General features: G+C 61.7%; 30 protein-coding genes. 17 read left to right on the forward strand and 13 right to left on the reverse strand.

Features of this window, described 5'->3' with window-relative positions; genetic code table 11:
• Positions 1-26: 26 nt before the first annotated feature.
• The 6 genes from atpA to ASD58_RS16410 are packed head-to-tail and all read left to right on the forward strand — an operon-like array spanning position 27 to position 6,097.
• On the forward strand, positions 27-1,568 hold the full coding sequence (gene atpA / locus ASD58_RS16385; protein ID WP_057262247.1) for a F0F1 ATP synthase subunit alpha: 1,542 nt from the start codon (positions 27-29) through the stop codon (positions 1,566-1,568).
• Positions 1,569-1,613: 45 nt separating this feature from the next.
• A complete protein-coding gene (gene atpG, locus ASD58_RS16390) occupies positions 1,614-2,486 on the forward strand; it encodes a F0F1 ATP synthase subunit gamma (protein ID WP_028103374.1) in 873 nt (290 codons plus the stop codon).
• A 30-nt stretch (positions 2,487-2,516) separates the two neighbouring features.
• Positions 2,517-3,917, forward strand: coding sequence for a F0F1 ATP synthase subunit beta (gene atpD / locus ASD58_RS16395; protein ID WP_057262248.1), 1,401 nt, complete (start codon positions 2,517-2,519; stop codon positions 3,915-3,917).
• 55 nt (positions 3,918-3,972) lie between these two features.
• Positions 3,973-4,398 carry a F0F1 ATP synthase subunit epsilon gene (locus ASD58_RS16400; protein ID WP_055939532.1) on the forward strand — a complete coding sequence of 142 codons (426 nt, stop codon included), beginning with the start codon at positions 3,973-3,975 and terminating at the stop codon, positions 4,396-4,398.
• A gap of 17 nt (positions 4,399-4,415) precedes the next feature.
• Positions 4,416-5,417 (forward strand): hypothetical protein, encoded by a 1,002-nt coding sequence (locus ASD58_RS16405; protein WP_156401316.1) that lies wholly within the window; start codon positions 4,416-4,418, stop codon positions 5,415-5,417.
• Positions 5,414-6,097, forward strand: a complete 684-nt coding sequence (locus ASD58_RS16410) for an SDR family NAD(P)-dependent oxidoreductase (RefSeq protein WP_057262250.1) — start codon at positions 5,414-5,416, stop codon at positions 6,095-6,097. The genes ASD58_RS16405 and ASD58_RS16410 overlap by 4 nt, the downstream gene beginning before the upstream one ends.
• Here ASD58_RS16410 and ASD58_RS16415 read toward each other — a convergent pair whose 3' ends face one another.
• Positions 6,098-6,652, reverse strand: a complete 555-nt coding sequence (locus tag ASD58_RS16415) for a hypothetical protein (RefSeq protein WP_057262251.1) — start codon at positions 6,650-6,652, stop codon at positions 6,098-6,100.
• A gap of 116 nt (positions 6,653-6,768) precedes the next feature.
• Here ASD58_RS16415 and ASD58_RS16420 point away from each other — a divergent pair, with 116 nt between their 5' ends.
• A complete protein-coding gene (locus ASD58_RS16420) occupies positions 6,769-7,158 on the forward strand; it encodes a VOC family protein (RefSeq protein WP_057262252.1) in 390 nt (129 codons plus the stop codon).
• On the opposite strand, the gene rsgA is transcribed toward ASD58_RS16420, so the two are convergent.
• The 6 genes from rsgA to ASD58_RS16445 form a co-directional block, all read right to left on the reverse strand.
• Complete coding sequence (rsgA, locus tag ASD58_RS16425) at positions 7,155-8,168, reverse strand: ribosome small subunit-dependent GTPase A (RefSeq protein WP_057262253.1); 1,014 nt, start codon at positions 8,166-8,168, stop codon at positions 7,155-7,157. The two genes, ASD58_RS16420 and rsgA, sit on opposite strands and share 4 nt — an antisense overlap.
• Positions 8,169-8,378: 210 nt before the next feature.
• The gene (gene speD / locus ASD58_RS16430; RefSeq protein WP_057262254.1) at positions 8,379-8,738 is read right to left on the reverse strand and encodes an adenosylmethionine decarboxylase; all 360 of its coding nucleotides are present in this window, start codon (positions 8,736-8,738) and stop codon (positions 8,379-8,381) included.
• Positions 8,735-8,908, reverse strand: coding sequence for a hypothetical protein (locus tag ASD58_RS31845; RefSeq protein ID WP_200951616.1), 174 nt, complete (start codon positions 8,906-8,908; stop codon positions 8,735-8,737). Before ASD58_RS31845 ends, speD begins: the two co-directional genes overlap by 4 nt.
• Positions 8,905-10,386, reverse strand: coding sequence for a DUF4178 domain-containing protein (locus ASD58_RS16435; protein ID WP_057262255.1), 1,482 nt, complete (start codon positions 10,384-10,386; stop codon positions 8,905-8,907). Before ASD58_RS16435 ends, ASD58_RS31845 begins: the two co-directional genes overlap by 4 nt.
• A 10-nt stretch (positions 10,387-10,396) precedes the next feature.
• A complete protein-coding gene (locus ASD58_RS16440; RefSeq protein ID WP_057262256.1) occupies positions 10,397-11,461 on the reverse strand; it encodes an SPFH domain-containing protein in 1,065 nt (354 codons plus the stop codon).
• Positions 11,462-11,472: 11 nt separating this feature from the next.
• A complete protein-coding gene (locus ASD58_RS16445; protein WP_057262257.1) occupies positions 11,473-11,859 on the reverse strand; it encodes a DUF350 domain-containing protein in 387 nt (128 codons plus the stop codon).
• Positions 11,860-11,923: 64 nt separating this feature from the next.
• Between ASD58_RS16445 and ASD58_RS16450 the strand changes: the two genes are divergently transcribed.
• Both ASD58_RS16450 and ASD58_RS16455 read left to right on the forward strand, forming a co-directional pair.
• The gene (locus tag ASD58_RS16450; protein ID WP_057262258.1) at positions 11,924-13,435 is read left to right on the forward strand and encodes a polyamine aminopropyltransferase; all 1,512 of its coding nucleotides are present in this window, start codon (positions 11,924-11,926) and stop codon (positions 13,433-13,435) included.
• Positions 13,435-15,054 (forward strand): NAD(P)-binding protein, encoded by a 1,620-nt coding sequence (locus ASD58_RS16455; RefSeq protein WP_057262259.1) that lies wholly within the window; start codon positions 13,435-13,437, stop codon positions 15,052-15,054. Before ASD58_RS16450 ends, ASD58_RS16455 begins: the two co-directional genes overlap by 1 nt.
• Before the next feature lie 9 nt (positions 15,055-15,063).
• Here ASD58_RS16455 and ASD58_RS16460 read toward each other — a convergent pair whose 3' ends face one another.
• The 5 genes from ASD58_RS16460 to ASD58_RS16480 all read right to left on the reverse strand — a co-directional run bounded on the left by ASD58_RS16460 (position 15,064) and on the right by ASD58_RS16480 (position 17,987).
• Complete coding sequence (locus ASD58_RS16460; RefSeq protein WP_057262260.1) at positions 15,064-16,677, reverse strand: alkaline phosphatase; 1,614 nt, start codon at positions 16,675-16,677, stop codon at positions 15,064-15,066.
• 110 nt (positions 16,678-16,787) lie between these two features.
• The gene (locus ASD58_RS16465; protein WP_057262261.1) at positions 16,788-17,078 is read right to left on the reverse strand and encodes a hypothetical protein; all 291 of its coding nucleotides are present in this window, start codon (positions 17,076-17,078) and stop codon (positions 16,788-16,790) included.
• A gap of 49 nt (positions 17,079-17,127) precedes the next feature.
• Positions 17,128-17,436 (reverse strand): hypothetical protein, encoded by a 309-nt coding sequence (locus ASD58_RS16470; protein ID WP_057262262.1) that lies wholly within the window; start codon positions 17,434-17,436, stop codon positions 17,128-17,130.
• Positions 17,437-17,483: 47 nt separating this feature from the next.
• A complete protein-coding gene (locus tag ASD58_RS16475) occupies positions 17,484-17,750 on the reverse strand; it encodes a hypothetical protein (RefSeq protein WP_057262263.1) in 267 nt (88 codons plus the stop codon).
• A gap of 51 nt (positions 17,751-17,801) precedes the next feature.
• Positions 17,802-17,987 (reverse strand): hypothetical protein, encoded by a 186-nt coding sequence (locus tag ASD58_RS16480; protein ID WP_057262264.1) that lies wholly within the window; start codon positions 17,985-17,987, stop codon positions 17,802-17,804.
• 207 nt (positions 17,988-18,194) lie between these two features.
• Here ASD58_RS16480 and ASD58_RS16485 point away from each other — a divergent pair, with 207 nt between their 5' ends.
• From ASD58_RS16485 to ASD58_RS16495, 3 genes are read left to right on the forward strand one after another with little or no spacing between them, the layout of a single operon-like run.
• Entirely contained in the window at positions 18,195-18,680 is a 486-nt protein-coding gene (locus tag ASD58_RS16485) for a Spy/CpxP family protein refolding chaperone (RefSeq protein ID WP_057262265.1), read from the forward strand.
• A gap of 15 nt (positions 18,681-18,695) precedes the next feature.
• On the forward strand, positions 18,696-19,439 hold the full coding sequence (locus ASD58_RS16490; RefSeq protein WP_057262266.1) for a response regulator: 744 nt from the start codon (positions 18,696-18,698) through the stop codon (positions 19,437-19,439).
• Positions 19,432-20,430: a HAMP domain-containing sensor histidine kinase gene (locus tag ASD58_RS16495; RefSeq protein ID WP_057262267.1), complete on the forward strand. Its 999-nt coding sequence runs from the start codon at positions 19,432-19,434 to the stop codon at positions 20,428-20,430. The genes ASD58_RS16490 and ASD58_RS16495 overlap by 8 nt, the downstream gene beginning before the upstream one ends.
• Here ASD58_RS16495 and ASD58_RS16500 read toward each other — a convergent pair.
• Positions 20,396-21,376 carry a PHB depolymerase family esterase gene (locus ASD58_RS16500; protein WP_057262268.1) on the reverse strand — a complete coding sequence of 327 codons (981 nt, stop codon included), beginning with the start codon at positions 21,374-21,376 and terminating at the stop codon, positions 20,396-20,398. The two genes, ASD58_RS16495 and ASD58_RS16500, sit on opposite strands and share 35 nt — an antisense overlap.
• 37 nt (positions 21,377-21,413) lie before the next feature.
• Here ASD58_RS16500 and ASD58_RS16505 point away from each other — a divergent pair, with 37 nt between their 5' ends.
• The 5 genes from ASD58_RS16505 (at position 21,414) to sbnB (ending at position 26,666) form a co-directional block, all read left to right on the forward strand.
• Entirely contained in the window at positions 21,414-22,019 is a 606-nt protein-coding gene (locus tag ASD58_RS16505; protein ID WP_057262269.1) for a glutathione peroxidase, read from the forward strand.
• 142 nt (positions 22,020-22,161) lie between these two features.
• The gene (locus ASD58_RS16510; protein ID WP_057262270.1) at positions 22,162-22,554 is read left to right on the forward strand and encodes a BlaI/MecI/CopY family transcriptional regulator; all 393 of its coding nucleotides are present in this window, start codon (positions 22,162-22,164) and stop codon (positions 22,552-22,554) included.
• A complete protein-coding gene (locus tag ASD58_RS16515; protein ID WP_057262271.1) occupies positions 22,547-24,328 on the forward strand; it encodes a M56 family metallopeptidase in 1,782 nt (593 codons plus the stop codon). The genes ASD58_RS16510 and ASD58_RS16515 overlap by 8 nt, the downstream gene beginning before the upstream one ends.
• 272 nt (positions 24,329-24,600) lie before the next feature.
• Positions 24,601-25,596 carry a 2,3-diaminopropionate biosynthesis protein SbnA gene (gene sbnA, locus ASD58_RS16520; RefSeq protein ID WP_057262272.1) on the forward strand — a complete coding sequence of 332 codons (996 nt, stop codon included), beginning with the start codon at positions 24,601-24,603 and terminating at the stop codon, positions 25,594-25,596.
• Between the two features lie 62 nt (positions 25,597-25,658).
• Positions 25,659-26,666, forward strand: coding sequence for a 2,3-diaminopropionate biosynthesis protein SbnB (gene sbnB, locus ASD58_RS16525; RefSeq protein ID WP_057262273.1), 1,008 nt, complete (start codon positions 25,659-25,661; stop codon positions 26,664-26,666).
• Positions 26,667-26,670: the final 4 nt, after the last annotated feature.

Below are 26,670 nucleotides of genomic sequence, written 5' to 3' on the forward strand. Positions count from 1 at the left end.
TAGAGAGAAAACATTTAGGAGTTAGTATGCAACTCAACCCATCCGAAATCAGCGAGCTGATCAAGAGCCGGATCCAAGGCATTGACGGCGGCGCTGAAGTGCGCAATCAAGGCACCGTAATTTCCGTAGCAGACGGTATCTGCCGCATCCACGGCCTGTCGGACGTGATGCAAGGTGAGATGCTGGAATTCCCAGGCAACACCTTTGGCCTGGCAATGAACCTGGAGCGTGACTCCGTTGGTGCCGTTATTCTGGGCGCCTACGAGCACATCTCCGAAGGCGACACCGTCAAGTGCACCGGCCGTATTCTGGAAGTTCCAATCGGTCCTGAACTGTGCGGCCGCGTGGTTAACGCCCTGGGCCAGCCGATCGACGGCAAAGGTCCGGTTAACACCAGCCTGACCTCCCCAATCGAAAAGATCGCTCCAGGCGTTATCGCCCGTGAGTCCGTCGGCCAGCCTATGCAGACCGGCCTGAAGTCGATCGACGCGATGGTACCAATCGGCCGTGGCCAGCGTGAGCTGATCATTGGCGACCGCCAGACCGGCAAGTCCGCCGTTGCAGTTGATGCCATCATCAACCAAAAAGGCCAGGGCGTTACCTGTATCTACGTTGCTATTGGCCAGAAAGCATCGACCATCAAGAACATCGTGCGTTCCCTGGAACAGCACGGCGCGATGGAGTACACCATTGTTGTCGCCGCTTCCGCTTCGGAATCCGCAGCAATGCAGTACATCTCGGCTTACTCCGGTTGCACCATGGGCGAATACTTCCGCGACCGCGGTGAAGACGCCCTGATCGTGTACGATGACCTGTCCAAGCAAGCAGTTGCTTACCGTCAGATCTCCCTGCTGCTGCGCCGCCCACCAGGCCGCGAAGCGTACCCAGGCGACGTGTTCTACCTGCACAGCCGTCTGCTGGAACGCGCAGCTCGCGTGAACGCCGACTACGTCGAAGCCTTCACCAAGGGCGCTGTCAAAGGCAAGACCGGTTCCCTGACCGCACTGCCAATCATCGAAACCCAGGCTGGCGACGTTTCCGCGTTCGTTCCAACCAACGTGATTTCGATTACCGACGGCCAGATCTTCCTGGAAACCTCGCTGTTCAACTCCGGCATCCGTCCTGCGATTAACGCAGGTATCTCGGTGTCGCGCGTTGGTGGTGCTGCTCAGACCAAAGTCATCAAGAACCTGTCCGGCGGTATCCGTACCGACCTGGCACAGTACCGTGAACTGGCTGCGTTCGCGCAGTTCGCTTCCGACCTGGACGAATCGACCCGTAAGCAGCTGGACCGCGGTGCCCGCGTGACCGAACTGCTGAAGCAGGCTCAGTACTCGCCGCTGTCGATCTCCCTGATGGGCGCTTCCCTGTTCGCAGTGAACAAGGGCTTCCTGGACGACGTCGCTGTCAAGCGCGTGCTGGCTTTCGAATCCGAACTGCACTCGTTCCTGAAGACCAAGCACTCCGCACTGCTGGCCAAGATCGAAGAAACCAAGCAACTGGACAAAGACGGCGAAGCTGCGCTGTCGGCCGCCATTGCTGATTTCAAGAAATCCTTCGCAAACTAATACCTGGTGGCCCGGCAACGGGCCACCCCGCAAAGGAGAAGGATCATGGCAGCAGGCAAAGAGATACGTGGCAAGATCAAGAGCGTAGAGAATACGAAGAAGATCACCAAGGCGATGGAAATGGTCGCCGCATCGAAAATGCGCAAGGCGCAGGACCGTATGCGCGCCGCCCGTCCCTACAGTGACAAGATTCGTAATATCGCTGCAAACTTGGCGAATGCCAACCCCGAGTACACGCACCCGTTCCTGGCTGAAGCCGGGTCGGAAGCCAAGGCTGTGGGCTTTATCATCGTCACGACCGACAAGGGTCTGTGCGGTGGTATGAACACCAACGTTCTGCGTATGGTGACCAACAAGACCCGCGAGCTGGAAGCAGCAGGCAACAAGATTGAAGCAGTCGCAATTGGTAACAAAGGTTTGGGCTTCCTGAACCGCGTCGGTGTACCAGTGGTCGCACAAGCTACCCAGATCGGCGATACGCCGCACCTGGAAAAGCTGATCGGCCCAGTACAAGTGATGCTGGAGAAATTCCAGGAAGGCAAACTGGACGCCGTTTACCTGTGCTACACCAAGTTCATCAACACGATGAAGCAAGAACCGTTGGTCGAGCAGCTGTTGCCGCTGACCGCGGACAAGATGAAGGCCGATGACAAGTCCCACAACTGGGATTACATCTACGAGCCGGACGCTGCTTCCGTGATCGACGAACTGCTCGAGCGCTACATTGAAGCGCTGGTGTACCAGGCCGTTGCAGAAAACCTGGCGTCCGAGCAATCGGCGCGTATGGTGGCGATGAAGTCCGCATCGGACAACGCCGGCAACGTGATCGGTGAGCTGAAGCTGGTCTACAACAAGACCCGCCAGGCTGCAATTACCAAAGAACTGTCTGAAATCGTCGCCGGTGCGGCAGCGGTTTAAACGAATTTAACTATATTTGAAGGAACGAACATGGCTGATGGCAAAATCGTTCAGTGTATCGGCGCAGTGGTGGACGTTGAGTTCCCACGCAACGCGATGCCTAAGGTTTTTGACGCGCTGAAAATGGAAGGCTCCGAGCTGACCCTGGAAGTGCAACAGCAGTTGGGTGACGGCATTGTCCGTACCATTGCTCTGGGCTCCTCCGACGGTCTGCGTCGCGGCATGACCATCCAGAACACCGGCAAACCAATCATGGTTCCAGTGGGTAAAGCTACCCTGGGCCGTATTATGGACGTGCTGGGCAACCCGATCGACGAATGTGGTCCTGTCTCCCACGAGCAGACTGCTTCGATCCACCGCGTGGCTCCTGCTTACGACGAACTGTCCCCATCCCAAGACCTGCTGGAAACCGGCATCAAGGTGATTGACCTGGTCTGCCCATTCGCTAAGGGTGGTAAGGTTGGTCTGTTCGGCGGTGCAGGTGTGGGCAAGACCGTGAACATGATGGAACTGATCAACAACATCGCTAAGGCGCACTCGGGTCTGTCCGTGTTCGCCGGTGTTGGTGAGCGTACCCGTGAAGGTAACGACTTCTACCACGAAATGGCTGACGCCAAAGTGGTTGACCTGGAAAACCCAGCCAACTCCAAAGTGGCCATGGTTTACGGTCAGATGAACGAACCGCCTGGTAACCGTCTGCGCGTTGCGCTGACCGGCCTGACCATCGCTGAATCGTTCCGTGACGAAGGCCGTGACGTTCTGTTCTTCGTGGACAACATCTACCGCTTCACCCTGGCCGGTACCGAAGTTTCCGCACTGCTGGGCCGTATGCCTTCCGCAGTGGGTTACCAGCCTACCCTGGCTGAAGAGATGGGCCGTCTGCAGGAGCGTATTACCTCCACCAAGACCGGTTCGATCACCTCGATCCAGGCCGTGTACGTTCCAGCGGATGACTTGACCGACCCGTCGCCAGCGACCACCTTCGGTCACTTGGATTCCACCGTCGTTCTGTCCCGTGACATCGCTGCCCTGGGTATCTACCCTGCAGTTGACCCACTGGATTCGACCTCCCGCCAGCTGGACCCGCTGGTCGTGGGCGAAGAGCACTACGCTACCGCACGCGCCGTACAGGGCACCCTGCAGCGCTACAAGGAACTGCGCGACATTATCGCGATTCTGGGTATGGACGAACTGGCTCCGGAAGACAAGCTGGTCGTTGCACGCGCTCGTAAGATGCAGCGTTTCCTGTCCCAGCCGTTCCACGTTGCTGAAGTGTTTACCGGTTCCCCAGGTAAGTACGTTTCGCTGAAAGACACGATCAAGGGCTTCAAGATGATCGCTTCCGGCGAACTGGACCACCTGCCAGAACAGGCCTTCTACATGGTTGGTACCATCGAAGAAGCCATCGAAAAAGCCAAGAAACTGGGCTAATTCGATTGTCGTAGCGGCCTCGTCACCGGGGCCGCTATAGCTACAGAGGATAAACATGGCAAACACTATTCACGTTGATGTGGTTTCGGCCGAAGAGCAGATCTTCTCGGGCGAAGCGACTTTCGTGGCGTTGCCGGGCGAGCAGGGCGAGCTGGGTATCTACCCTAAGCACACCCCGCTGATCACCCGTATCCGTCCAGGCGCGGTGCGCATCCAGATTCCTGGCCAGGCTGAAGAAGAGTTCGTCTTCGTCGCCGGCGGCCTGCTGGAAGTGCAGCCTAACGCTGTGACGGTCCTGGCTGACACCGCGATCCGTGGTCACGACCTGGATGAAGCCAAAGCTGAAGCTGCCAAGAAACTGGCGGAAGAAAGCCTGGCCAACAAGCAGACCGGCATCGACTACGCGAAAGCACAAGCGGAACTGGCAGCGGCTATCGGCCAGCTGGCGGCAATCGCAAAACTGCGCAAGATCAAGGGCTGATCCCTTCTTCCCGTCGCATGGAAAGGCAGCTTCGGCTGCCTTTTTTCTTTTTGCGCGGGGCTGTGCTAGTATTTTCGTTTTTGCAATATTCCGTCATGCGCCGACTCCTGCTCGCAGTCCTGATTTCCTGTTCTGCTGCTGTCCATGCAGCGGCCCCGGTCAGCAATATTGCCGGCGACTTCGCTAGCACCTGGGATGCCACACGTGAATTGCCGATGGCCGAGCGGGTCGCTGCGTTCCGCAAGAACGTAGCCGCGAAATATCCGGACTTCTATTCCGCCAAACGCCTAAAGGTGAGCGAAGAAGTCTATGACCGGCATATCGCCAAGTTCATCGAGCGCTTCGAAGCGATCCGTACCCCTTACCTGGATAAGGTGCGTGCCTTCGATAATGAATTGCCGCGCAATCTGGCGACCTTCAGCAAGACCTTTCCTGAATTTCGCCTGAACACGCCAACCTGGCTGGTGCATTCGCTGGGTGAAATGGACGGCGGCACGCGCGAGTTCAACAGCCGGGTGGATCTCATTTTCGGTGCGGACATGATGGCCATCCTGCACGCCAATGATGACCTGGCACCGCTTTTCCACCATGAGCTGTTCCACGTCTATCATCACCAGCACTTTGCTTGCGACAAGGGTGAAGTATGGGAGAGCCTGTGGGAAGAAGGGTTGGCGACTTATGTGTCGCACGCAATGAACCCTGGTGCCAGCGATAGCGAATTGATGCTGGATTTCCCTCAAGGGATGCGCGCCGCCACCGAGGCCAATTTGGCTGCATCCTGGATCCAGCTTGGCCAGGTACTGGATAAGTCCGACACGGCCTTGTACCTGGAACTGTTCAGTACGAAGACAGGCAACTCCGCGTTGCCTGCGCGGCGCGGTTACTATCTGGGTTACCTGGTCGCACGCGAGGCGGCCAAAACGCGCGATCTCGCTTCGCTTGCAAAGATGGGATGCAAAGAGACGCGTACCTTGATCGAAAGCACAGTCCGGAAACTGTCGAAGGAAGGCATGCAATGACCACGATCTTCATTACCGGGGCAGCGGGCGCGCTAGGCAGCGCAGTGGCCCGGGCTTTTGATGCGGCCGGAGCAAACACCGTGCTGCTTGGCCGCGATATCGGCCGGCTGGAGGCCGCATGCGGGCCGGCCAGCGAGCGTCGCATGCTGGCCGTTGCCGACCTGCGTGATGCCGCATCGATCGCCGCAGCCGTGCAGGCAGCGGCTGCGCGTTTCGGGCGCATCGATGCGCTATGCAATATCGCTGGCGGCTTCGCAATGGGCACGCCGGTGCATGCAACCACCGATGCGCAATGGGATGAACTGTTCGAACTGAATGTGCGCAGCCTGCGCAATACCGTCGCCGCAGTGGTGCCCGGCATGCTGGACGGGCAGGGCGGCAAGATCGTGAACATTGCCTCGGGCTCCGCGCGGCAAGGCTTGGCGAATATGGGTGCCTATTGCGCCAGCAAGGATGTAGTGATTCGCCTGACCGAAGCGATGTCCGCCGAATTGCGCGAGCAAGGTGTTAACGTCAATTGCGTGCTGCCCGGTACCATCGACACCCCTGACAACCGCGCTGCAATGCCGAACGCTAACCGCAGCAAATGGGTCTCGCCTGAAGCGCTCGCCGACGTCATCCTCTATCTTTGCAGCCAGGCTGCCCGTGCCATCCATGGCGCGGCGATCCCCTGCACTTGATCAGTGGCACATGCCGTAGGCTTGCTTGTCCTCGAACCAGCGGTAAGTGAAGGTGCGGGAGACGTAGCGCTTCTCGCCGATGATGACATCGGGCGGCGTCAGGTCGAAGCGCTTCGGCATTTTGCCCTTGATGATCAGGCGGTAGCGGAACTGGGTATCGTCGCTGGTGCCGACGGCAAACAGCACCAGCGGCACGCCATTGACGATTTCGACCATCTCGGGCTTGCCGTTGGTCGGACGCTGGTAGACGCTCAACACCGTCGCATTCTCGAGCAGCCGACCCTTCGGTTCGCTGACCTGGAAGTGAGCGGTGGCAAAATGGACCTGCGTCGTGCGGGGCAGCATGTAGTTGACCCCGATTTCCATTCCGCCTTCGACAGCTTGCGGCAAGACCGTTGTGGCGGCCACCGTAATCCCGCGCGGGAACTCAAAAGTATCGGCGTCGACAGGCGTGCCGCAATCCGGCGAAGTCGCCTGGTACAGCGGCGCAGGCGTATAAGTATCGCCGCAGCCGGCAAGGGCAAGCAGCAGGGCAAATGGCGCGGCTTTGCGCATGGTTGGAACCTCTTGTTTTTAGTCCCGACAGTTTACCTGACCGGCTAGCTGAGTGGTGCGCCGCCTGCCCAGACGCAGTGTTAGTCTTGAACTAAAAGTAGCGCTGGGAGGTACTCATGATCCACCATCTTGGTATCGTCGTTTCCGATTTCATGCGCAGTGCTGCGCTCTACGATGCCTGTCTGGCGCCGCTTGGAATCCGCCGCTCAGTGACCGACCTCGACTGGGCCATTTATGCCGCAGGTACCGGCCATCCTTTCTTGTGGGTGGGCGCCGAGATCCCCAGCTTTTGGGAAAGCGGTCACGAGCCATCACGCAGTCCCATCCATTTGGCATTTGCTGCGCCGAATCGGGACGCGGTGAATGCTTTCTACCACGCCGCGATGGAGCTGGGTGCCGAAGACAACGGCCCGCCAGGTCCACGCGTCAGCGATGCAAATTTCTACAGCGCCTTCATTATTGACCTCGACGGCAACAACATCGAGGCCACCGTACAGGAAACCTAGCTCCACTTCAGCCGGTTGCGCGCAGCGACCGACTTCATCAGGGACTTCCACTTCTGCCGTTCAGCGATCCGTTCCAGCGCGGTTTGCTGGTTGCGCCGTACTTCGCGTTGCAGCTTGTGGAAATTGCGCAAGCGGTCGGGGTCCACATGGCCGACTACCGCGCAACCGGGTTCGGCTTCGTGCCGGCAATCCCGGAACTGGCAGCCCGCCGCCAGGGATTCGATATCGTCGAAAGCCGACGACAGCGATTCGGGGCTCAGGCTGCGCAGGCCCGGCGTATCGATGATGCACGCTCCGGACGGACACAAATGCATCGACCGGGCGGTTGTCGTGTGGCGGCCACGATGATCGGTGCGCCGCACGCCGCCGGTTTCCTGGTCCGAACCGGCAAGCGCATTGGTCAAGGTCGACTTGCCGGCGCCGGAAGAGCCCAGCAGGCAGATGGTTTGCCCGGCACCCAGCCAGGGTTCCAGTTGTGCGACGGATTCCGGATCGGTGCCATTTACCAGCAAGAACTCCGTGCGCGGCGGCAGGCGTTCCGTCAACGCGAGCAGACGGCTATCGATGTCGGTGCAGAGGTCCGGTTTGCTGAGGACGATCAGGGGTGTGACTTCGGCCGCACAGGCAAGCGCCAGGTAGCGTTCTATCCGGCGCAGGTTGAAATCGCCATCCAGTCCCATGACCAGCAAGGCGGTATCGATATTGCTCGCGATGGGTGGTGCGTCGGCGCGGGTAAATTGATTCATTGGGGATAAGCGATGATTTATCCACACCTCATTTAAAGAATTGGCCTCGGCAATGACCCAGTCGCCTACGCAAAGCGCCGTTTCGGCGAGCAGGCGGGGCAGGGCACGCGCGTGAATTTCTGCCGCGCCGTCGTGCAGGGTGATGCGCTCGCGCTGGTATTCGGTGATGCGGTACAGCCGGCCCGCAGGTGCTGCGGCCAGGCGCGAAATGATGGTGTTGTTAAGTCCGATGCTGCGTAATGCTTCGTAGTCGAAGTCGATCATGATGATGAGCGTTTTCCATAGGTGAACACAGCCAGCCACGCGCGGCGTGGCAAGCAGGGATAGTCTGGAAATGTCGGCGCCCGGCCGGGCGCTCTAGCTCAAACGCTGAAGGTCAGGCAGCCGACAGGAGGGCAAGATCAAACGAACGCATGGCAATTCTCCTGTGGGTTGGTGGGTAAGCCGCCAGTGTCGCACCGGTGGCAGGGCAAGTCAATGTGGCGGCTCGCGGTCGACGGTACGGACTTCGGAGCACTCGGGTTGCAGCGCTTCCTCGATCACTTCCAGCGCCAGGTGAGGCTGGGCGGCGCCGCACATGAAGATGTCGGCGGCCGCGAAGCCGTTTTCCGGCCAGGTGTGGATCGAGATATGGGACTCCGCCAGCAGCACTACGCCGGTTACGCCCAGTCCGGTGCCGAAGCTGTGGAAGTGGCTGTGAAGCACCTGCGCACCGGCTGCCGCCGCCGCACCGCGCAGCAATTGCTCGATCTTTATGCAGTCCGCCAGAAGGCCCGGCTCAATGCCGGACATGTCGGCCAGCAGGTGCGTGCCGCTTGGTTGGTGAATACTCACTTATGGCCTCCGCCGCCACCGCCGCTGCCCCAACTGCCGGAATTGGAAGACCAACTGCTGCCGCGATAGCCTCCGCCGCTGCTTGAAGAAGGCTCGCTGATGAATTTGATCCAGCTCGAGCCGACGCTGAACATGCTCACCACCAGGGCGTAGCCGAAGAATTTATTCATTTTTTGTTTTGATCGTCGAGTGCATCCAGCACCACGGCTGGCAGGTAAAGCGCCAGGACAGCCATAAGGGTCGGGCCGATGGTGCCGCCAAAATTGAACAGCAACGGAATCGCATTCAGCGCCAGGATCCCGATCATCCAGTTCTTGGCCGAGCGTTTGTAGCTGTCCTTGCTGAAATCTTGTGCAGCCGTGGCACCGGTTTTATCTTCGCCTTTGACCGCGTCGCCGAACCAGGCCTTGAGCTGGTCCCAGGCCACGGGCGTGGAACGTGACCAGCCAAGTTCAGTGGTCGTGAGTTCGGCCGCCAGCGTCACCTGCTGGCGTTTGTATTCGTAGACGTGGGTATGGTCGCCTGCTTGCACGCGCCAGTTGAAGGCGCCGGCCGCATAAGTGACGACCGAGTTGTAGTCATACAGCTTGGAGTAGTCCGCCTTGTCGAACGTGACGGCCTGGGAATCCAGCACTTTCGCCTCCGGCCACTGGTCCATCACGTTGGCGCGCGACCAGCCGTCTTCGGTTTCCACCAGCCAGGTGAAGCCATTTCGGCTGCCGTACAGCAGGTACTCGGTCCAACCGTTGCCTTCGTCGTCGGCACGGCGCATCACGCCGATCACTGTGAAGTCCTGATTCCCCAGCTTGCCGCTGGAGCCCAAAGGCAGCGTGAAGTACTCCTTTTCCTGCCGTTCGCCGATCGCGATGACTTCCGCTTTCGGGCTGGCTGCGTCGATCTGGGTCTGGCAGGACTGGCAAACCAGGCTTGCCGTCAGGCCGGGCAGGTATTTGATCTGGGTGCCGCAGTTGGGGCAGTCCAGCGCATCGAGCTTGCCGCGGTAACGGCCGCTGGTGCGTTTGATTTCCTCCACATCGCGCAGCAACTGGGCCTGCATGCCTTCCAGCGTGACCGAGACGCCGGTGTACATCAGCGGCAGGCCTTCGTCGGAATAATCGAGCGTGATGAAATGGTCGGCACGCCTGAAATCGGCGACTTTTGCTTCCCAGCCGTCGCCTACCTTGAACGGCAGCTCGCCCTGGCCGCCGATGCATTGCGCGGTCCGGACGTCGGCCGACATATAGCGTGCGCCAACCAGTTGGTAGGGCTTGCCGGGAACAATGTCTTCGAAAGCCGGTAGCTGCGCATCGGGTTTACGCAGCGTGGTCACCGTGTACTGGCCGGAGGCGTCGCCCAGCCAGCCGCTGGTGGCGTCGTCAAAGACGATGAACCACTCGTTCCACATGCCCGCGTCGTAACGAAGCTGGATGCGGCCCACGACATTGAAATTGCGGCCGCCCAGCACGCCGCTGGTGCCGACCTGGATCGGGGAATAGTCCTCCAGCACGGAGGAAATCTTGCCCAGGTCTTTGACCGCGCCGGCTTCCTTCAGTACACGCGTGTTGCAGTACTCGCACACCGCCATGACGGAGGCGTGCGAGCGGAAGTTAACCTCTGCGCCGCAGCTAGGGCAGGAAACGGTTTGCATGCGGCCTGGCTTATCCGATCAGTTTCTTGAGCAGTTCGGCCTTGGTGGCGTCGTAATCGGCAGGCGAGATCAGGCCCTTGTCCAGCAGGGCTTTCAGCTTGCCGAGGCGGTCCTCGATCGATTCCTGTGCCGGCGCGGCGGGTGCGGCCGGAGCTGCTGCCGCCGGCGCCGGGGCTGGCGCTGGCGCCGCGCCCGGATTCAGGGCCTGGCCCATCGCCTGTCCCATCACCTGGCCGACGGTCAGCCCGGCGCCAAGGCCGGCGCCCATGCCTGCCAGGCCGCCTTCGTTGCCGGCTGCCAGGGGGATCGATTGCGCCACCTGGTATTTGGTGAAACCGGCCATCTTGGCGTCGCTCATGCCGCCCTTCATGCCGGCGGAGATACGCTCGTCCAGCGCGGCTTGCAGTTCTTCCGGCAGGCTGACGCTGGCCACATTGAATTCATCCAGGCCGATGCCGTAGCGCGCGAACGCGTCGGCCAGGCCGCCTTTGACTTCCTGCGCCATCAGGGCCTGGTTGGCAGCCATGTCGAGGAAGGCGATCTGCGATGCGCCCAGCGAGTTGGCCATGGAGGCCAGCAGGATGCCGCGCAGCTGGTCTTCCACGTCGTCGCGGGTGTAGGTGCTGCGGGTGCCGCTCAATTCGGTAAAGAACTTGCGCGGATCGGTCACGCGATAGGAATACATGCCGAAGGCGCGCACGCGGATCATGTCGAAATCCTTGTCGCGGATCGTGATCGGCTGCGGGGTGCCCCACTTGCGGCCGGTCTGCACGCGGGTGCTGAAGAAATACACATCCGATTTGAACGGGGAGTCGAACAGCTTGTCCCAGTTTTTCAGGTTGGTCAGCAGCGGCAGGGTTTGCGTGGTGAGCTTGTGGGTGCCCGGGCCGAACACGTCGGCGATCTGGCCTTCGTTGACGAATACAGCGATCTGCGACTCACGCACGATCAGCACACCGCCGTTCTGGATTTCGAAGTCCTGCATCGGGTAACGCCAGGACAGCACGCCTTCCGTTTCTTCGTTCCACTGCAGTACGTCGATAAACTGCTTCTTGATAAAGCTGCCGATACCCATGATGTGACCTCTTAGGAAATGCAGGCGGCGTTGATGCCGCCAATGGAAAGCGAAATAGTGCCGAGCAGGCCGCCAAAGGCGCTGTTGTCGGCCTCAATCTGGTCTTGCGCCATTTTCAGGCAGCGCGTTGTGATCGCGTAGCCGAGTGCTTGCACCACCATGGCGCCCAGGGCCCAGGCCAGGAACTGCTGCCAATCGTTGGTATGCAGGATGCTCGATGCGATGGTCATCGAAAAGCCCAGCATGGCGCCGCCCAGCGACAGGGCTGCCGCGTGGTTGCCCTGCCGGATCAGTTTTACTTCGTCATAGGGCGTCATCCATGTATAGGCTTTGAAGAAGACTACCAACAACAATGCGGCCAGTGCCAGGTGGACCAGATAATTTAGGATGGCGTTCACGTCGATCCCCGGTTAAAGTGACAAGCTTGTACCAAAGGAAACATATTAGAACAAAAGCACGCAAATGACCAAAAAGATTCTCATTGTTTCAGTCTTCGTCGTCGCATCCTGCGGACTTGCCTACGAATTAATCGCCGGCGCACTTTCCAGCTACCTGCTGGGCGATTCGGTGCTGCAGTTCTCCACCATTATCGGCTGCTACCTGTTCGCGATGGGCGTGGGGGCGCATTTTTCCAAGTATGTGAAGGACGAAGACGTGCTGGCACGCTTCGTCGACATCGAAATGGCGGTGGGCTTGATTGGCGGCCTGTCGGCTGCCGTGCTGTTCATGACCTTCGCGTGGGCCTCCGCGCCGTTCCGCACCTTGCTGTACACAATGGTATTCCTGGTAGGGGCCATGGTGGGCATGGAGATTCCACTGGTGATGCGTGCCCTGAACTCGCGCCAGACGGAATTCAGTGAGCTGGTCAGCCGGGTGCTGACTTTCGATTACCTCGGCGCGCTGGCGGTGTCGCTGTTGTTCCCGCTGGTGCTGGCGCCGCAGCTTGGCCTGGTGCGCACCGGTTTCCTGTTCGGGATGCTGAATATCGCGGTCGCCCTGTGGACAATTTACGTTTTTCGCACAGAGCTGGCGAACGTGGCGGGCCGTCTGCTGCGCGCCAGCGCGGTAATGCTGGCGCTGGTGGTCGGTTTCAGCGGCGCGGACCGGCTGACCGGCTGGGGCGAGCACGGCCTGTTCGGCGATGAAATCGTGTATTCGACCAGCACGCCCTACCAGCGCCTGGTGATCACCAAGTGGAAGGACGACCTGCGCCTGTACATCAACGGCAACCTGCAGTTTTCCTCGCGCGATGAGTACCGTTATCACGAGGCCCTGGTGCATCCAGTGATGGGCGCGCTGCCCTGGGCCAAGCGGGTTTTGATCCTGGGCGGCGGCGACGGGCTGGCGCTGCGCGAAGTCCTGCGTTATCCACAGGTGGAACACGTGACGCTGGTGGACCTGGACCCTGCCATGACGGCGGCCTTTACCACCCGTGATGAACTGGTGGCGCTGAACAAGGGTTCCTTCCGCGATAAACGCGTGACCGTGGTGAATGCCGATGCAGCGATCTGGCTGCAGCAGAACCAGGAGATGTTCGACGCGGCGATCGTCGATTTCCCCGATCCTTCCAGCTTCGCACTGGGCAAGCTGTATTCGGTGCCGTTCTACGGCATGCTGAAGAAGCATATTGCGGCCAACGGCCTGGTCGTAGTGCAGGCGACTTCGCCTTTCTTTGCACCGCATGCTTATTGGACCGTGGATGCCACGCTGCGCGAGGTGGGCATGCGCACCTGGCCATATCACCTGTACGTGCCCTCGTTTGGCGAATGGGGTTTCATCATGGCCTCGCCGCAGCTCGACTACCGGCCGCCTGAGTCTTACAGTTTGCCGATGCGCTTCCTGAATGCGGATACCACGCGTGCCATGTTCGCCTTCCCGCCGGACATGAAACCATTGCCGATGGCGCCGAACCGCCTCAACACCCAATCGCTGGTGCATGAATTCGAGCAGGACTGGCGCAGGGTGATTCGCTGATGCTGCGTCGTTCCTTCCTGGCCTGGGCCGCCGTCGGCGGCGCCACCGCTGCGGCCAGCGTGGCGGGTTACCTGCGCTGGCAGGAGATTACGCCGACTGTCAGTGCGCCGGGCCGCGAGGAAGGGCACTTCCTGCGTGACGGCAAACCCTTGCCCGCTCCTTTGCAGTCGCTGTCGACGGACGTGCTGATTCTCGGCTCCGGCGTCGCGGCGCTGACAGCGGCATGGCAGTTGCGCAAGCAGGGCCACGATGATTTCCTGATGCTCGATGGGCCGGAACCTTATGGAAATGCGGCTGGCGGGCGCTTTGGATCGTTGGCATATCCAACGGGGGCGCATTATTTGCCGCTGCCGACGGAAGAATGCGCCCACGTGCGTGAATTGCTGGCCGACCTGGGCGTGATCCAGCGCGGGGCGACTTCGCGCAAGCCATATTACGATGAGCGGTATTTGCTGCATGCGCCGGAGGATAGGCTTCTCTTTAACGGCGCCTGGCAGGAGGGGGTTCTGCCGCACGAGGGAGTGCCAGATGCCGAACTGGCCGAACATAAACGCTTCTTTGCGCAAGTGGAGGCGCTGCGCGGCGCGGTCGGGGCGGATGGACGGCGCAGGTTTACTTTTCCCAGCGAGCATTCGTCGTCGGATGCCGAGGCGATGCAGCTCGATGGGATGAGCTTTGGCGCCTGGCTTGCGCAGCAAGGATATCGGGCGCCTTCCCTGCTTTGGTACATGGATTACTGCTGCCGCGACGATTATGGCGCGGGCCTCGATGCGATCTCCGCTTGGGCGGGGCTGCATTACTTCTGTGGGCGCGGCGGCGAGGCCGAAAACGCGGAGCAGGGCGCCTGGCTCACTTGGCCGGAAGGGCTGCAGGCGCTGGCGAGCGGCATGGAACGGCTGGCGCAGCCCAAGCGGCTTGCCGGCAGTGCGGTGCGCGTCCGCGTGGACAACGGCAGCGGCTGGACCAGTCGCGGGCGAGGCGTGGAAGTGCTTTGCTTCGCGCTGGAACGCGGTGTGGCGCGCACCTTCACGATCCGTGCGCGGCGCGTGATTTCGGCGATGCCGTTGCATGTCGCGGCGAGGGTTGTGGAAAACATGCAGGATGTCCACAAGCAGATTCACGCGCCCTGGATGGTGGCGAATTTCCTGATGAAGCGTTTTCCACAGGAGCTGCCGGCGGTGCCGCTATCCTGGGATAACGTGGTGCATGGCACCAACGGCCTTGGTTACGTGGTGTCGACGCACCAGGACATCCGTGTGGCGCCACCGGAGAAAACGGTGTTCACCAGCTACGTGGCGCTGGCCGACCGCGACCCCCGCGAAGCCCGCAAATGGATGACGGCGGCGAGCGGTGAAGAACTGCTGGCGCTGGCGAGCATCGACCTCAAGGCGGCCTATGGTGCGCAATTCGAGCGCTGCGTGGAGCGTGTGGATATCACCTTGCGTGGCCACGCGATGGCGGTTCCGGTGCCGGGTTTCCGCAGCGATGCCGGCTTGAAGGCCTTGCGGGAGATGGATGGCCCGGTGCTGTTCGCCCACTCCGACCTGAGCGGCTTTTCGGTGTTCGAAGAAGCGTCCTGGTGGGGATACCGCGCAGCGCAGCGGGCGTTGCGCGGTTAGCGGCCGCGCTCAGGCGGCCGGCGGCAGGGTGTTGGAGTAGACGGACACGCCCTCGAGATCCCGGAGGTCGATTGTGAATGCTTTCGTCTGCGGGTCAATATTCACTTCCCCGAAGAACTGGAAGCCGGCGAAGGGCGACAGGTTGGTCTGTCCGGTGGGAGGGGCTTTCTGGAATTTGAGCTGTGGGCCGAACGTGGCATCCAGGGCGTTAGGGCCGAACGTACCGGCATTCAACGGGCCGGCCACGAACTCCCAGAATGGCGAGAAGTCGGTGAATTGGGCCTGCGCCGAATCGTAGTAGTGAGCGGCGCAGTAGTGAACGTCGGCAGTTATCCACACCACGTTCTTGATCGACTTGATGTCGCGCAGCAGGCCGGCTATTTCTATCTCGCGGCCCAGCGGCACACCGTCGTTTCCGTTGGCGATTGCTTCCCAGCGCGCGGTGCCGTTGGCATCCTTGCCGTCGGGGACGTGCAGGCCGATCGGCATGTCGGCAGCAATCACTTTCCAGGTTGCGGTTGACTGCGAGAGCGAGTCCTTGAGCCATTTGACTTGTGTTGCACCCAGGAAGGCGCTTGCATCGCTCTCAACGGCTTGCAGGTTGGTGCTGTTCGGGCCGCGGTAAGAGCGCATGTCGAGGACGAACACGTCAAGCAAGGGGCCGTAGGGAATGCGGCGATAGACGCGCTGCGATTCGGGCTGGTCGCCCCAGCGCATCGGCGCGTACTCGAGGAAGGCTTGTTTGCCGCGCGCGATCAGCGTCTGGATGTTCTTTTCTGTGTAGCGGGTGTCTGCGCTCAGGTCTTTGGAGGCCGACCAGTTGTTGGTGACTTCGTGATCGTCCCATTGCCAGATCTGCGGGACTTCGGCGTTAAAGCGGCAGATATTCTCGTCCATCATGTTGTAACGGTAGCGGCCGCGGAATTCGTTGAGCGTTTCGGCAACTTTCGATACTTCCGGAGTGACGATGTTCTTCCAGATACGGTTGTTTTCCGCCTTGACCTCAGCGCTGATCGGGCCGTCGGCATAGATATTGTCGCCGCTGTGGACAAAGAAATCCGGCTGGCGCTTGCGCATCGCCTCGTAGATCTTCATGCCGCCAAACCCGGTATTGATGCCCCAGCCCTGGCCTGCCGTGTCGCCGCTCCATACGAAACGCACCGGACGTTTGCCGTCCGGCGATGGCAATGTGCGGAAGCTGCCTGTCGCCAGCTCGCTGCCGATCTTCAGGTCGGTGGCGCTGTCATAGGCCACGCGCAGGAATATCTTTTCTCCGGAGGGCAGGCCGGTCAGCTCAATTCGGCTGGTGAAATCGCTTGCTTCCGTAGCCGTCGGGCCAATGACCTGGCGTGGATTGAGGAAGCTCTCGGTGGTATCGAACTCCACCCGCATTCGCGCCGGGCGGTCGGAGCGCGCCCATACCACTGCGCGGCCGTCGGCAATGTCGCCAATCTGAAAACCATACGGCAGCTTGGGGCGTTCGGATTCGGAGGCGATGATGGTTGGCGCTGCAGTACTGCTGCCGGAACCGCCGCAGCCGGCCAGCCCGAAGGCGGCGGTACCGACGGTGAATGCCCCGGTGTGGGTCAGGAAGCGCCTGCGGGTATAGCCTGGATGCGTCATATTGGAACCTCATTGATGTTGGGCGGTACATCAATGTATTTTCGGAATATGACGGGCAATTGACGAAAGGCCTCTTCGTGCTCGAAGAGGCCTTTCGGGGAGAGGCGGGATTACTTGGCGGCAGGGGCTGCAGCCGGTGCAGGCGCCGCGGCCGTGGTCGGGGCCGGGCTCGCCTTCACTTCGGACTTGGTTTCAGCAGGCTTTTCAGCCTTCTTGTGGGTGCTCTTGTGAGCGGCCTTCTTTTCGACTTTGGCTTCGGTCTTGGTTTCTGCTTTTGCTTCAACCTTGGCTTCCGCCGCAGGAGCTGCTGCTGGCGCTGGAGTAGCCGGAGCAACTGGGGTGGTGGCGAAAGCAGCGGTAGCGAACAGGCCGGCGATCAGGGTAGCGATGGTCTTTTTCATGGTGTGTGTCCTTTAGTAGTCGAATCAGTGGGCTGCGTGTTTGGCGAAATTACTTGGCTGCTGGGGCTGCGGCTGGCGCAGGGGCTGCAGCCGGTGCACCAGCCGCGGCCGTGGTCGCAGCCGGGCTCGCCTTCACTTCAGACTTGGTTTCAACAGGCTTTTCGGCCTTCTTGTGTGCCGCCTTGTGCACGGACTTCTTTTCGACTTTGGCTTCGGTCTTCGCTTCCGTTTTAGCTTCCACCTTGGCTTCAGCCGCAGGCGCCGCTGCCGGTGCCGGGGTGGTTGGAGCAACTGGGGTGGTAGCGAAAGCAGCGGTAGCGAACAGGCCGGCGATCAGGGTAGCGATAGTCTTTTTCATGGTGTGTGTCCTTTTAATGAGTAGTCTTCAAGTCGGTTTAGCGAGCGTTATTTGGCTGCTGGAGCGGCGGCTGGCGCAGGTGCCGCGGTGTGGGCGGCCTTGTGCGTGCCTTTGTGTTCGGTTTTCTTCTCGGCTTTCGCTTCGGTCTTGGCTTCGACCTTCGCTTCCACCTTGGCTTCAGCTTTGGCGCTGGTGGCCGCAACGGCTGCGGCAGGAGCGGCGGCTGGCGCTGGAGTGGCCGGAGCGGCTGGGGTGGTAGCGAAAGCAGCGGTAGCAAACAGGCCGGCGATCAGGGTGGCGATGGTCTTTTTCATGGTGCGTGTCCTTGGGAAGAAAATTATATAAATCGTTTAGCTTTTATTCGATTACTTCTTTTCAGCGGCAGGCTTCTGAACCTCCTGCTTGACTTCTTGTTTGACTTCGGCTTTGACTTCAGCCTTCACTTCAGCCTTCACTTCCGGGACAGCTGGGGTAGCTGGAGCAGGAGTTTGTTGTGCGAATGCGGCGCTTGCGAACAGACCGGCGATCATGGTTGCGATGACTTTTTTCATTTTTAAATCCTCACTATTAGTTGATCTTGTGTAGCGCACTGTTTCCTGTGTCACTGAGCTGAAAACGGGCTCACTCAGCAGTGTGTTGACGCTCATTACAAACCCTTACATTTGTCGCAGATTTACAAAACTTTACGCAGGACTCATCGAAGCGACATGCCGGCTCCCTAAAGTGGCCCTACCCACTAACCTTTATTAGGAGATGTCATGAACAAGAAGTCCTGGATCGCAATTGCCGCTGTAGTCGCCGCCCTGGGCGGTACCGCCGCTTATGCCGGCGGCAACCACGGAGGTGGCCATGGCCATGGGCCTGGACACAGCCCGTGGACGATGGATGCCGCGCAGGCGGACAAGCACATCGAAGCAATGGTGGCGCACATCCTTCCCGACGCCAGCGACGCGCAGAAATCGCGCCTGAAGGAAATCGCCAAGGCCTGCTTCAACGACGTCAAGCCGATCCACCAGCAACTGCAGGAGGGGCATGAGGCGATGAGCCGTCAGCTCGCCCAGCCGGCAATCGACCGCGCCGCGCTGGAAACCCTGCGTGCCGACCATGTGAAGAAGATGGACCTGATGTCGCGCCGCGTGCTGGCCGCTGCGATGGACGCGGCCGAAGTGCTCACGCCGGAACAGCGCAACAAGTTCAATGGCGCCTTGCACATGATGGCGACCAGCCACATGGGGAGCCATTAAGCTATAGTCTCAACCATGTCCCAACCCCTTGTCCTCATCATCGACGACGACCAGCGCCTGGCGGCCATGGTTGAAACCTACCTGGCCCAGAACGGCCTGCGCGTGGAGCATGCCGAGACCGCGCAGGCCGGCCTGGACCGGCTGGCGCAGGCCGCGCCGGGCAGCTTTTCCGCCCTGATCCTCGACCTGATGCTGCCCGACGTCGATGGCCTGGAGGTGTGCCGCCGCTTGCGCGGCATGCCGCAGCCGCTGCGCAGCCTTCCGGTGTTGATGCTGACGGCCAAGGGGGACCCGCTGGATCGCGTCATCGGCCTGGAACTTGGCGCCGACGATTACCTGCCAAAGCCTTTCGAGCCGCGTGAATTGCTGGCGCGTTTGCGCGCCCTGCTGCGCCGCCCCACGCTGGCCGACGCAGGTTCGCCGGCGGGGCTGCCGTCGGCCGCCGAGCCGCCCCTGCGTTTCGGCCGGCTCGAAATCGACCCCGGCGCGCGCATTGTGCGTGTCGACGGCGCCGAGCGGCCGCTGACCGCCTACCAGTTCGACCTGCTGATGGCCTTTGCCCAGCGGGCCGGCCGCGTGCTGTCGCGCGAACAGCTGATCGACGCGCTCAAGGGCGGCGCACTGGAACCGTTCGACCGCTCCATTGACGTCCACGTGGGCCGGGTACGCGCCGCGATTGAGGACGACCCCAAGGCGCCGCGCCGCATCATTACCGTGCGCGGTGCCGGCTATGTCTTCGCGAAGGTGCAGGATGCGTAATTTCAGCTCGCGCATGTATGTGCGCATTTACTCGACGCTGCTGGCCTGCATCGTGCTGGCCGTGCTGATGTTCGGCTATATCCATTTCTGGTTTGCGCCGCCGCGCCATATGCCGCGCAATGCCACCATTGCAGTCACCATGTTGCTGTTGATGATTGCGATCGTGATCGCGGCAGGCGCCTATCCGGTGGTGCGGCGCATTACGCGCAGGCTGGAGCAGCTGCAAACCAGCGTGCAGGCCTGGGGCCGCGGCGACCTCACGGCGCGCGTCGAAGTCAAGGGTGCGGACGAAGTAGCGCAACTGGCAGCCAGTTTCAACGATTCGGCGGCGCGCATCGAGGCGCTGGTCGGCGCGCAGAAGTCCCTGCTGGCCAATGCCTCGCATGAGCTGCGGTCGCCGCTGGCGCGCATCCGCATGGCGGTCGAATTGCTGCAGGATTCCGCCAGCCCGGCGATCCGCCAGGAATTGGCGCGCAATATCTCTGAGCTGGACCAGTTGATTGACGAAGTCCTGCTGGCCAGCCGGCTGGACGCGGTGCCGCCGGATAGCGCGGCGCAGGACGATGTGGACCTGACGGGCATCGTTGCCGAAGAATGCGCGCGGCTCGGTGCGGCGCTGGATGGGGTGGCAAACCCCATGCGCGGCGACGCAATCCTGTTGCGGCGCATGGTGCGCAACCTGCTGGAAAACGCCCGCCGGCATGGCGGTGCCGCGGAAGTGTGCGTCATGCTGGCCAGCGCGGCTGGTGGAACCATGCTCGACGTGTGCGACCGCGGACCAGGCGTGCCGCCGGCCGAGCGTGAGCGGATTTTCGAGCCGTTCTACCGCCTGCCCGGCACCTTGGAAAAGGCGGGCAGCGTCGGCCTGGGCCTGTCGCTGGTGCGCCAGATCGCCCGCCGCCACGGCGGCGAAGTCGAATGCCTGCCGAATGGCGAGCATGGCGCCTGCTTCCGGGTTACGCTCCCGTCAGGCGGTCAGCCATCCGCTTGATGGCGCGCAGCTGGCGGCCGCCCTGCACCGAGTAGTCCGGATCGTCGTAGCCCCACCAGTCCCAGCAAGCCTTTGGATTCGGCATCGGGCTGATTGCGGCCGTTTGCGGGTAGAGCACCACGATGCGGTTGGTGTCGGCCCAGGCGTTGTAGCCGGCATGGCGCGCGTAAGTGTCCTTCAGGGTGCCGATGTCCTGCATGCAGCCGTGCAGGGCGATGTGCAGCTTGCAGCCCGCGCCGCCTGTCTCGCAGCCCGGCGGGATGTAGACGTAGCCGGTATTGGCCATGCCGTGCGTCTCCGGCGCCGGCAGGAATTCGGACTGGTCGAATTCCTGCAGCTTGCCTGCCGGGGCGGCGCTGTTGCCGCGCGCTTTCAGCGGGCCGTAGATCCATTGCAGCAGGTTGCCGGCCGCGTCGAAGCCGCAGTTGCTGATAAAGGGTGCAGCCAGGGCATCGCACTTGTTGCCGAAGCTGTCGGTCGGCATGGCGTGGCCGGCGGCAAGGTCGTTCTTGTACTGCAGCTGCGCGGCGGGAATGAAGGCTGCGTAGTATTTCGCCAGGTCGGCCATCGAGGCCTGCGGCACCAGCTTGTCGAGGGTGCCGGAGAACATCCACACGCGGTGGGCTGCCAGCTTCGCGACCGGATCAACCAGGCCCGCTTCAGCGCGCTTGCGCGTCACCGCCGCCAGTTCGGCCACGTCGGCGCCTTTGCAGCTTCCAATTGCATTCATCATGCTGCCCTGCGCACAGTAGTAGCTGCCGCCCGCGATGATGCCCGCGCCAACCACGCTGCCTGAATACGCGACCTGGTATTGCACCGCCATGAAGGCGCCGGAAGACAGGCCGGAAACCGATGCTTGCCGGGCTTTCATGGCAGGCAGCGGTGCCGGCGCGGCCGCCGCTTGCGTGGCGGCGGCCAGCGCCAACGTGCAGCCGGCAATTGTCATACAATCGGAAATTCGAACGAACCGGAAGAGACTACCCATGCCATCTATCCTCACCAAGTTTACAGCGCTGTCCGCGCTGAGCCTGAGCGCCGCGGCTGCCTTCGCACAGGCGCCAGCCGCGCAACCTGCAGCCGTTACTGCCGCCAACGCGCCAGCCGCGAGCTGCCCCGCCATCCTGAAACAGTCCTTCAACCGCCTGCAGGATGATGCGCCGCAGGACCTGTGCCAGTACGCCGGCAAGGTGATCCTGGTCGTCAACACCGCCAGCTATTGCGGCTACACCCCGCAGTACAAAGGGCTGGAAGAAGTGTATGCGAAATACTCGGAAAAAGGCTTGGTGGTGCTGGGTTTCCCGTCGAATGATTTCGGCAAGCAGGAGCCGGGCAGCAGCAAGGAGATCGCTGACCTCTGCTACAACACCTATGGCGTGAAGTTCCCGATGTTCGCCAAGTCCGTGGTGTCGGGCGATGCGCCGAACCCGTTCTATGCGAAGTTGATCAAGGCCACCGGCAAGGCCCCGGCCTGGAACTTCCATAAATACCTGATCGACCGCAAAGGCAATGTGCTCGAAAGCTTCCCGAGCAAGGTCAAGCCGGACGACAAGGCCCTGGTCGTGGCCCTCGAAAAGGCGCTCGCAGGCTGATCCTTTCGCGCCGGAGAGCCGGCGCCCCCTTTGTCGAACATGGCGCAATTTAGTTGTTGACCAAACGCCAATCTTAAAACTACACTAGTAGTACTACAGGTGTAGCAGTCGCAATACGCGGCAGATTTCGATGGAGGTGGGAATGGAAGAGCCTGCGAACGACGTGTCGCTCAGTGAAATGCAGCTGAGCGTGATGCGCGTGCTATGGAGCAAGCAGAGCGCGACGGTGGCCGAAGTGGTGGCGGCCCTGCGCGGTACGCGGCTGCTGGCCCACACCACGGTGGCGACCGTACTCAACAGGCTGGAAAAGCGCCAGCTGGTCGAATCCTGGCGCGATGGGCGGCAATTGGTGTTTCGTGCCCTGGCGTCCGAAGAGCAGGTACAGCGTTCGATGGTCACTGGCCTGGTGTCGAACCTGTTTTCCGGCAGCGCTGGAGAGCTGATGAGCTATCTGCTGCGCAGCAAGGACGTGGACAGCGACGACCTGGCCAAGATCCGCGCCATGCTTGACTCGAATGGAGATGGCAATGATTGACGCATTGTTTGTCTGGTTGTGCACCTACCTGATGCATAGCACCCTGCTGTTGGGGATCGCTGCGCTGCTGGACCGGGCCGGGGCCTTGCGCCGCCCGCGCCTGGCCGAAATCGTCTGGCGCGTGGCCCTGTTCGGCGGCGTGCTGACTGCATCGATGCACGCTCCGCTGCATATGCTGTGGGAGCGGAACATGCCGGAACAAGCGGTCAAGGCTTCCCATGCCGCTGGCGCCGCACCGCTGGTCCAGGCGCCGCGCGCCGCCAAGCCGGCCGGGCCTGTCCTGGCGCCGGCTGCCAGCCGGGCCGTTACCGAGGAGACGGACGCCGCGTGGCAATTGCCGACCTCGTTGGCACCCGTGGTGCCCCTGGTGGTCGGCGCCTGGCTGGCCTGGGTCGCATTTGGCTGGACCGGCATTGTCCTGACCGCGAAACGGCTGAACCGCATGGCGCGCGCCTGCCCCCCGCTGGACGACGCCGAATTGTTCAGGTTCGCGTCCGGCGTGGCCCAGCGCCATGGACGGATGGTGCCGGCCATCCGATTGAGTGCCCACTGGGTCAGTCCCCTGGTAACGCCGAACGGCGAGATTTGCGTGCCGCACTGGGCCCTCAGCCAGTTGGACAGCAAGCAGCGCCAGGCCATGTTGGCGCACGAAATCGCCCACGTCATGCGCGGCGACCCGGCCTGGCGCTACGCGGCGCAGTTGATCCAGTGTCTCGGCTTTTTCCAGCCCCTGAACGCGCATGCCCTGCGCCGCCTCGACCTGGCGGCCGAACTGGCTTGCGACGAGTGGGCTGCCAGCGCGGCCGGCAACCGGCGGGCGCTGGCGCAGGTACTGTATGCCTGTGCCGAAAGGTTACCGCAGCACGCGACACCGCCAATGGTCATGGCAATGGCGCGCAACCCTTCGCCGCTCCTGTTACGGATCGGCTCACTTTTAAAGGATGTCCCTATGTCTTCGAATACGCCGTTTCGTACCAAGGCTGTGCTGGTTTCCCTGGCGATGGTCGGTGCCGTGCTGGCGCTGCCGCCTTTGGCGGTGGGCGGGAATGCCGCCACCAAGGTCGTGTTGAATGAGCCGGCCGGCGAGTTGAGCGCCACCATCCGCGGCGCATTTCAATTGAATGCCGACGAGAGCGACGTCGCCATGGTGGGCGAATCGGTGCTGGTGCGCCAGAACATCTCGGGCAAGACGCTCAGCGCGGAGTTCGTACCCGGCGCCGCAGGCAAGGTGGCGCGCACCTACCAGGTCAACGGCAAGACGCAAGCGCTGGATGCCGAAGGGCGCGCATGGCTGCAAAAGGTGTTGCCGACGATTATGCGCCAGGTGGAGACCGATGCAACCGTGGCCCAGCGCGTCAAGCAACTGCACGCCAAAGGCGGCACTTCGCTGGTCCTGGAAGAGATCAGGAAGATCCAGTCTGCCGATTCCCGCGAGCGCTACCTCGGCGCGCTGCTGAGCGCCGCGCCGCCACGTGCCGAGCAGGTCGGGCCGATCCTGGCCGTGGTCGGCAGCCTGAATGAGGAGGCCTTGCAAGCAGAGGCCATCGTCAAGCTGCTGAAGAGTGCGAAATTCGGCAGCGCCGAGTATGGCCAGGTGCTGGCAACCATCGGCGGCATGAAGACCCAGAACCGTACCTGCGACCTGCTTGTCGCATTGGGCGCCGTGATGCCGGCCGATGCCGAACTGGCGCGCCAGTTCCGGCGCGCGGCCAAAGTCTTGCCGGACGTGGAGCGTGGCCGGGCCGAGCGCGCCATCGACCATCTGAACGTCTGATCCCTGCCTGCGCCGGCGGCTTCTGTGCCGCCGATGCAACGTTTTCGTCCCAGCCGCCGCGCCGCTGCAGCCCCAGCGGCGCTAGCGCGCCCCGCATTTTCCCTGCATTTCCCCGCTCCCGCCGCTCAGAAAATTATTTTTTTGAGAATTATTTTTTTACAATCCTTGCCACAAAGATATCGACTACTGATAATATCTTCGCAACGAAAAAGAGAGCATTTCAACATGAATGCCTGGCGCGGTAGTAAGACTAGCATCCTGAGGGGACAAGGTTGGAGACCATTTCGCGCATCATCAATGACAATAATTTCGTCCGCGTCCGCGGCATCGGGCCGCGCAACCTGTTCTTGAAACTGGAGGCGTTCAATGCCGCCGGCTCGATCAAGATCAAGACTGCGCTGGGCATGCTGGACGCGCTGGAAGGCAGCGGGCGGCTGGCCCCGGATTCGGTCCTGATCGAGTCCTCATCGGGCAGCCTGGGCGTCGCCCTGAGCATCATTTGCGCCGAACGGGGCTACCGCTTCACTTGCGTGGTCGACGCCAATACGTCGCCCAGCAATATCAAGCAGATGAAATTGCTCGGTGCCGACGTCGTGATGATCACCCAGCGCGACCAGAATGGCGGCTACCTGGGCAGCCGGATCGCCTATATCCAGCAACGGCTGGCGAGCGATTCGCGTTATGTCTGGCTCAACCAGTATGCCAATCCGGAGAATCCGCTGGCCCACGCCCGCACCACCGCCCGCTCCATCCTCAATGCATTCGATCAGGTCGACTACCTGGTGGTGGGCGCCGGCACCACCGGCACCCTGATGGGTTGCCAACAATATTTTTCACAGCACAGCCCGCATACCCGGATCATTGCGGTCGACAGTGTCGGCTCGGTGACCTTCGGTTACGCGCCCGGCCCGCGCCACGTGCCGGGACTGGGCACCAGCCGCCGCCCGGAGATCTTCAATCCGCAAGGCTTGCACCGGCTTGAAATGGTGCCGGAAATCGACACGATCGCCATGTGCCGCCACCTGGCCCGCAGCAATGGCATCCTGGCCGGCGGTTCGACCGGCACGGTGCTGGCCGCGGTCTACCGCATGTCCGAATACTTCCCCGCCGGCGCCACCGTGGTGGCCATTTCGCCCGACCTGGGCGAGCGCTACATGGACACCATTTACGACGACGATTGGGTGGTCGACCGCTTCGGCCGCATCCCGCCCGCCCTCATTCCCAAGGAAGAGCTGGTCTCTCCCGTTGATACATCCGCAGCAAAGTAGACGTCCGATGAATTAAAGCCGCCCCGGTTCCCGGGGAAAGATACTGACCGCAAGGGAGTTGTATGTTTAGCTTTAGTGTTGTGTCTGGTGTTGATGTCAAGAATATCCTGGAGAGCGCGCCGCAGCAGGCGATCGCAAGCGCCGAGCTTGCCTACCTCGCTCATCACGAAGGCAAGACCCTTAATCCGGACAGCTATTTCCTGCGCTTTCCGGAACAGAAGCAAAACCGCATCATCGCCCTGCCAGCCGCCATTGGCGAGCAGGTGGACGTTGCCGGCATCAAATGGATTTCCAGCTTCCCCGACAATATCAGGCAAGGCATACCGCGCGCCTCGGCCGTGCTGGTATTGAACGACCTGGCGACCGGCTATCCGTTTGCGCTGCTGGAAGGTTCCCTGATCAGTGCCGCGCGCACCGCCGCCTCGGCCGTGCTGGGAGCTTACTGGATCAACGGCCGCCGCCGCCGCGCCGCCAGCATTGCCTTCATCGGCGCCGGCATCATCGCCCGCAACATCTTCGATATGTTCCTGGCCGACGACTGGAGCTTCGCGCGCATGCAGGTGCACGACCTGACGCCGGATTCGGCCGCCGCCTTCGCCGCCCACGCACAAAGCCGGCACCCAGCCATGGCAGTCGAAACGGCCGACCTGGCAGCGGCGCTGGGCGCCGATATCGTCGTGTTCGCCACCACGGCCGGCACGCCCTACGTGCCGCGCGCCACCCGTTTCGCCGCCGGCCAGATCGTCTTGAACATTTCCCTGCGCGACCTGATGCCGGAATCGCTGCTCGACGCCAACAACCTGTTCGACGACGTCGACCACTGCATGAAGGCCGACACCTCGCCGCATCTCGCCGAACAGTTGCTGGGCGACCGGCGCTTCGTGAGCGGCACGCTGGCGCAGCTGATGCGCGCCGAGATTGTGCTGGATGGCAGCAAGCCCACCATCTTTTCGCCCTTCGGCATGGGCATCCTTGACCTTGCCCTCGGCAAGCATGTGCTGGCCCAGGCCCGCCTGCGCGGCCTGGCACGCGAGATCCCTGGCTTCTTTGGTGAAACCCAACGCTGGTAGGCAG

This window comes from Duganella sp. Root1480D1, assembly GCF_001427305.1.
Taxonomy (GTDB): Bacteria; Pseudomonadota; Gammaproteobacteria; order Burkholderiales; family Burkholderiaceae_D; genus Rugamonas.

Excerpts from the sequence above, each read along its gene's own strand:
- atpA (WP_057262247.1), top strand. The coding sequence starts at position 27 with ATGCAACTCAACCCATCCGAAATCAGCGAGCTGATCAAGAGCCGGATC.
- atpG (WP_028103374.1), top strand. The coding sequence starts at position 1,614 with ATGGCAGCAGGCAAAGAGATACGTGGCAAGATCAAGAGCGTAGAGAAT.
- atpD (WP_057262248.1), top strand. The coding sequence starts at position 2,517 with ATGGCTGATGGCAAAATCGTTCAGTGTATCGGCGCAGTGGTGGACGTT.
- ASD58_RS16400 (WP_055939532.1), top strand. The coding sequence starts at position 3,973 with ATGGCAAACACTATTCACGTTGATGTGGTTTCGGCCGAAGAGCAGATC.
- ASD58_RS16405 (WP_156401316.1), top strand. The coding sequence starts at position 4,416 with ATGGAAAGGCAGCTTCGGCTGCCTTTTTTCTTTTTGCGCGGGGCTGTG.
- ASD58_RS16410 (WP_057262250.1), top strand. The coding sequence starts at position 5,414 with ATGACCACGATCTTCATTACCGGGGCAGCGGGCGCGCTAGGCAGCGCA.
- ASD58_RS16415 (WP_057262251.1), bottom strand. The coding sequence starts at position 6,652 with ATGCGCAAAGCCGCGCCATTTGCCCTGCTGCTTGCCCTTGCCGGCTGC.
- ASD58_RS16420 (WP_057262252.1), top strand. The coding sequence starts at position 6,769 with ATGATCCACCATCTTGGTATCGTCGTTTCCGATTTCATGCGCAGTGCT.
- rsgA (WP_057262253.1), bottom strand. The coding sequence starts at position 8,168 with ATGATCGACTTCGACTACGAAGCATTACGCAGCATCGGACTTAACAAC.
- ASD58_RS31845 (WP_200951616.1), bottom strand. The coding sequence starts at position 8,908 with ATGAATAAATTCTTCGGCTACGCCCTGGTGGTGAGCATGTTCAGCGTC.
- ASD58_RS16435 (WP_057262255.1), bottom strand. The coding sequence starts at position 10,386 with ATGCAAACCGTTTCCTGCCCTAGCTGCGGCGCAGAGGTTAACTTCCGC.
- ASD58_RS16440 (WP_057262256.1), bottom strand. The coding sequence starts at position 11,461 with ATGGGTATCGGCAGCTTTATCAAGAAGCAGTTTATCGACGTACTGCAG.
- ASD58_RS16450 (WP_057262258.1), top strand. The coding sequence starts at position 11,924 with ATGACCAAAAAGATTCTCATTGTTTCAGTCTTCGTCGTCGCATCCTGC.
- ASD58_RS16455 (WP_057262259.1), top strand. The coding sequence starts at position 13,435 with ATGCTGCGTCGTTCCTTCCTGGCCTGGGCCGCCGTCGGCGGCGCCACC.
- ASD58_RS16460 (WP_057262260.1), bottom strand. The coding sequence starts at position 16,677 with ATGACGCATCCAGGCTATACCCGCAGGCGCTTCCTGACCCACACCGGG.
- ASD58_RS16465 (WP_057262261.1), bottom strand. The coding sequence starts at position 17,078 with ATGAAAAAGACCATCGCTACCCTGATCGCCGGCCTGTTCGCTACCGCT.
- ASD58_RS16470 (WP_057262262.1), bottom strand. The coding sequence starts at position 17,436 with ATGAAAAAGACTATCGCTACCCTGATCGCCGGCCTGTTCGCTACCGCT.
- ASD58_RS16475 (WP_057262263.1), bottom strand. The coding sequence starts at position 17,750 with ATGAAAAAGACCATCGCCACCCTGATCGCCGGCCTGTTTGCTACCGCT.
- ASD58_RS16480 (WP_057262264.1), bottom strand. The coding sequence starts at position 17,987 with ATGAAAAAAGTCATCGCAACCATGATCGCCGGTCTGTTCGCAAGCGCC.
- ASD58_RS16485 (WP_057262265.1), top strand. The coding sequence starts at position 18,195 with ATGAACAAGAAGTCCTGGATCGCAATTGCCGCTGTAGTCGCCGCCCTG.
- ASD58_RS16490 (WP_057262266.1), top strand. The coding sequence starts at position 18,696 with ATGTCCCAACCCCTTGTCCTCATCATCGACGACGACCAGCGCCTGGCG.
- ASD58_RS16495 (WP_057262267.1), top strand. The coding sequence starts at position 19,432 with ATGCGTAATTTCAGCTCGCGCATGTATGTGCGCATTTACTCGACGCTG.
- ASD58_RS16500 (WP_057262268.1), bottom strand. The coding sequence starts at position 21,376 with ATGACAATTGCCGGCTGCACGTTGGCGCTGGCCGCCGCCACGCAAGCG.
- ASD58_RS16505 (WP_057262269.1), top strand. The coding sequence starts at position 21,414 with ATGCCATCTATCCTCACCAAGTTTACAGCGCTGTCCGCGCTGAGCCTG.
- ASD58_RS16510 (WP_057262270.1), top strand. The coding sequence starts at position 22,162 with ATGGAAGAGCCTGCGAACGACGTGTCGCTCAGTGAAATGCAGCTGAGC.
- ASD58_RS16515 (WP_057262271.1), top strand. The coding sequence starts at position 22,547 with ATGATTGACGCATTGTTTGTCTGGTTGTGCACCTACCTGATGCATAGC.
- sbnB (WP_057262273.1), top strand. The coding sequence starts at position 25,659 with ATGTTTAGCTTTAGTGTTGTGTCTGGTGTTGATGTCAAGAATATCCTG.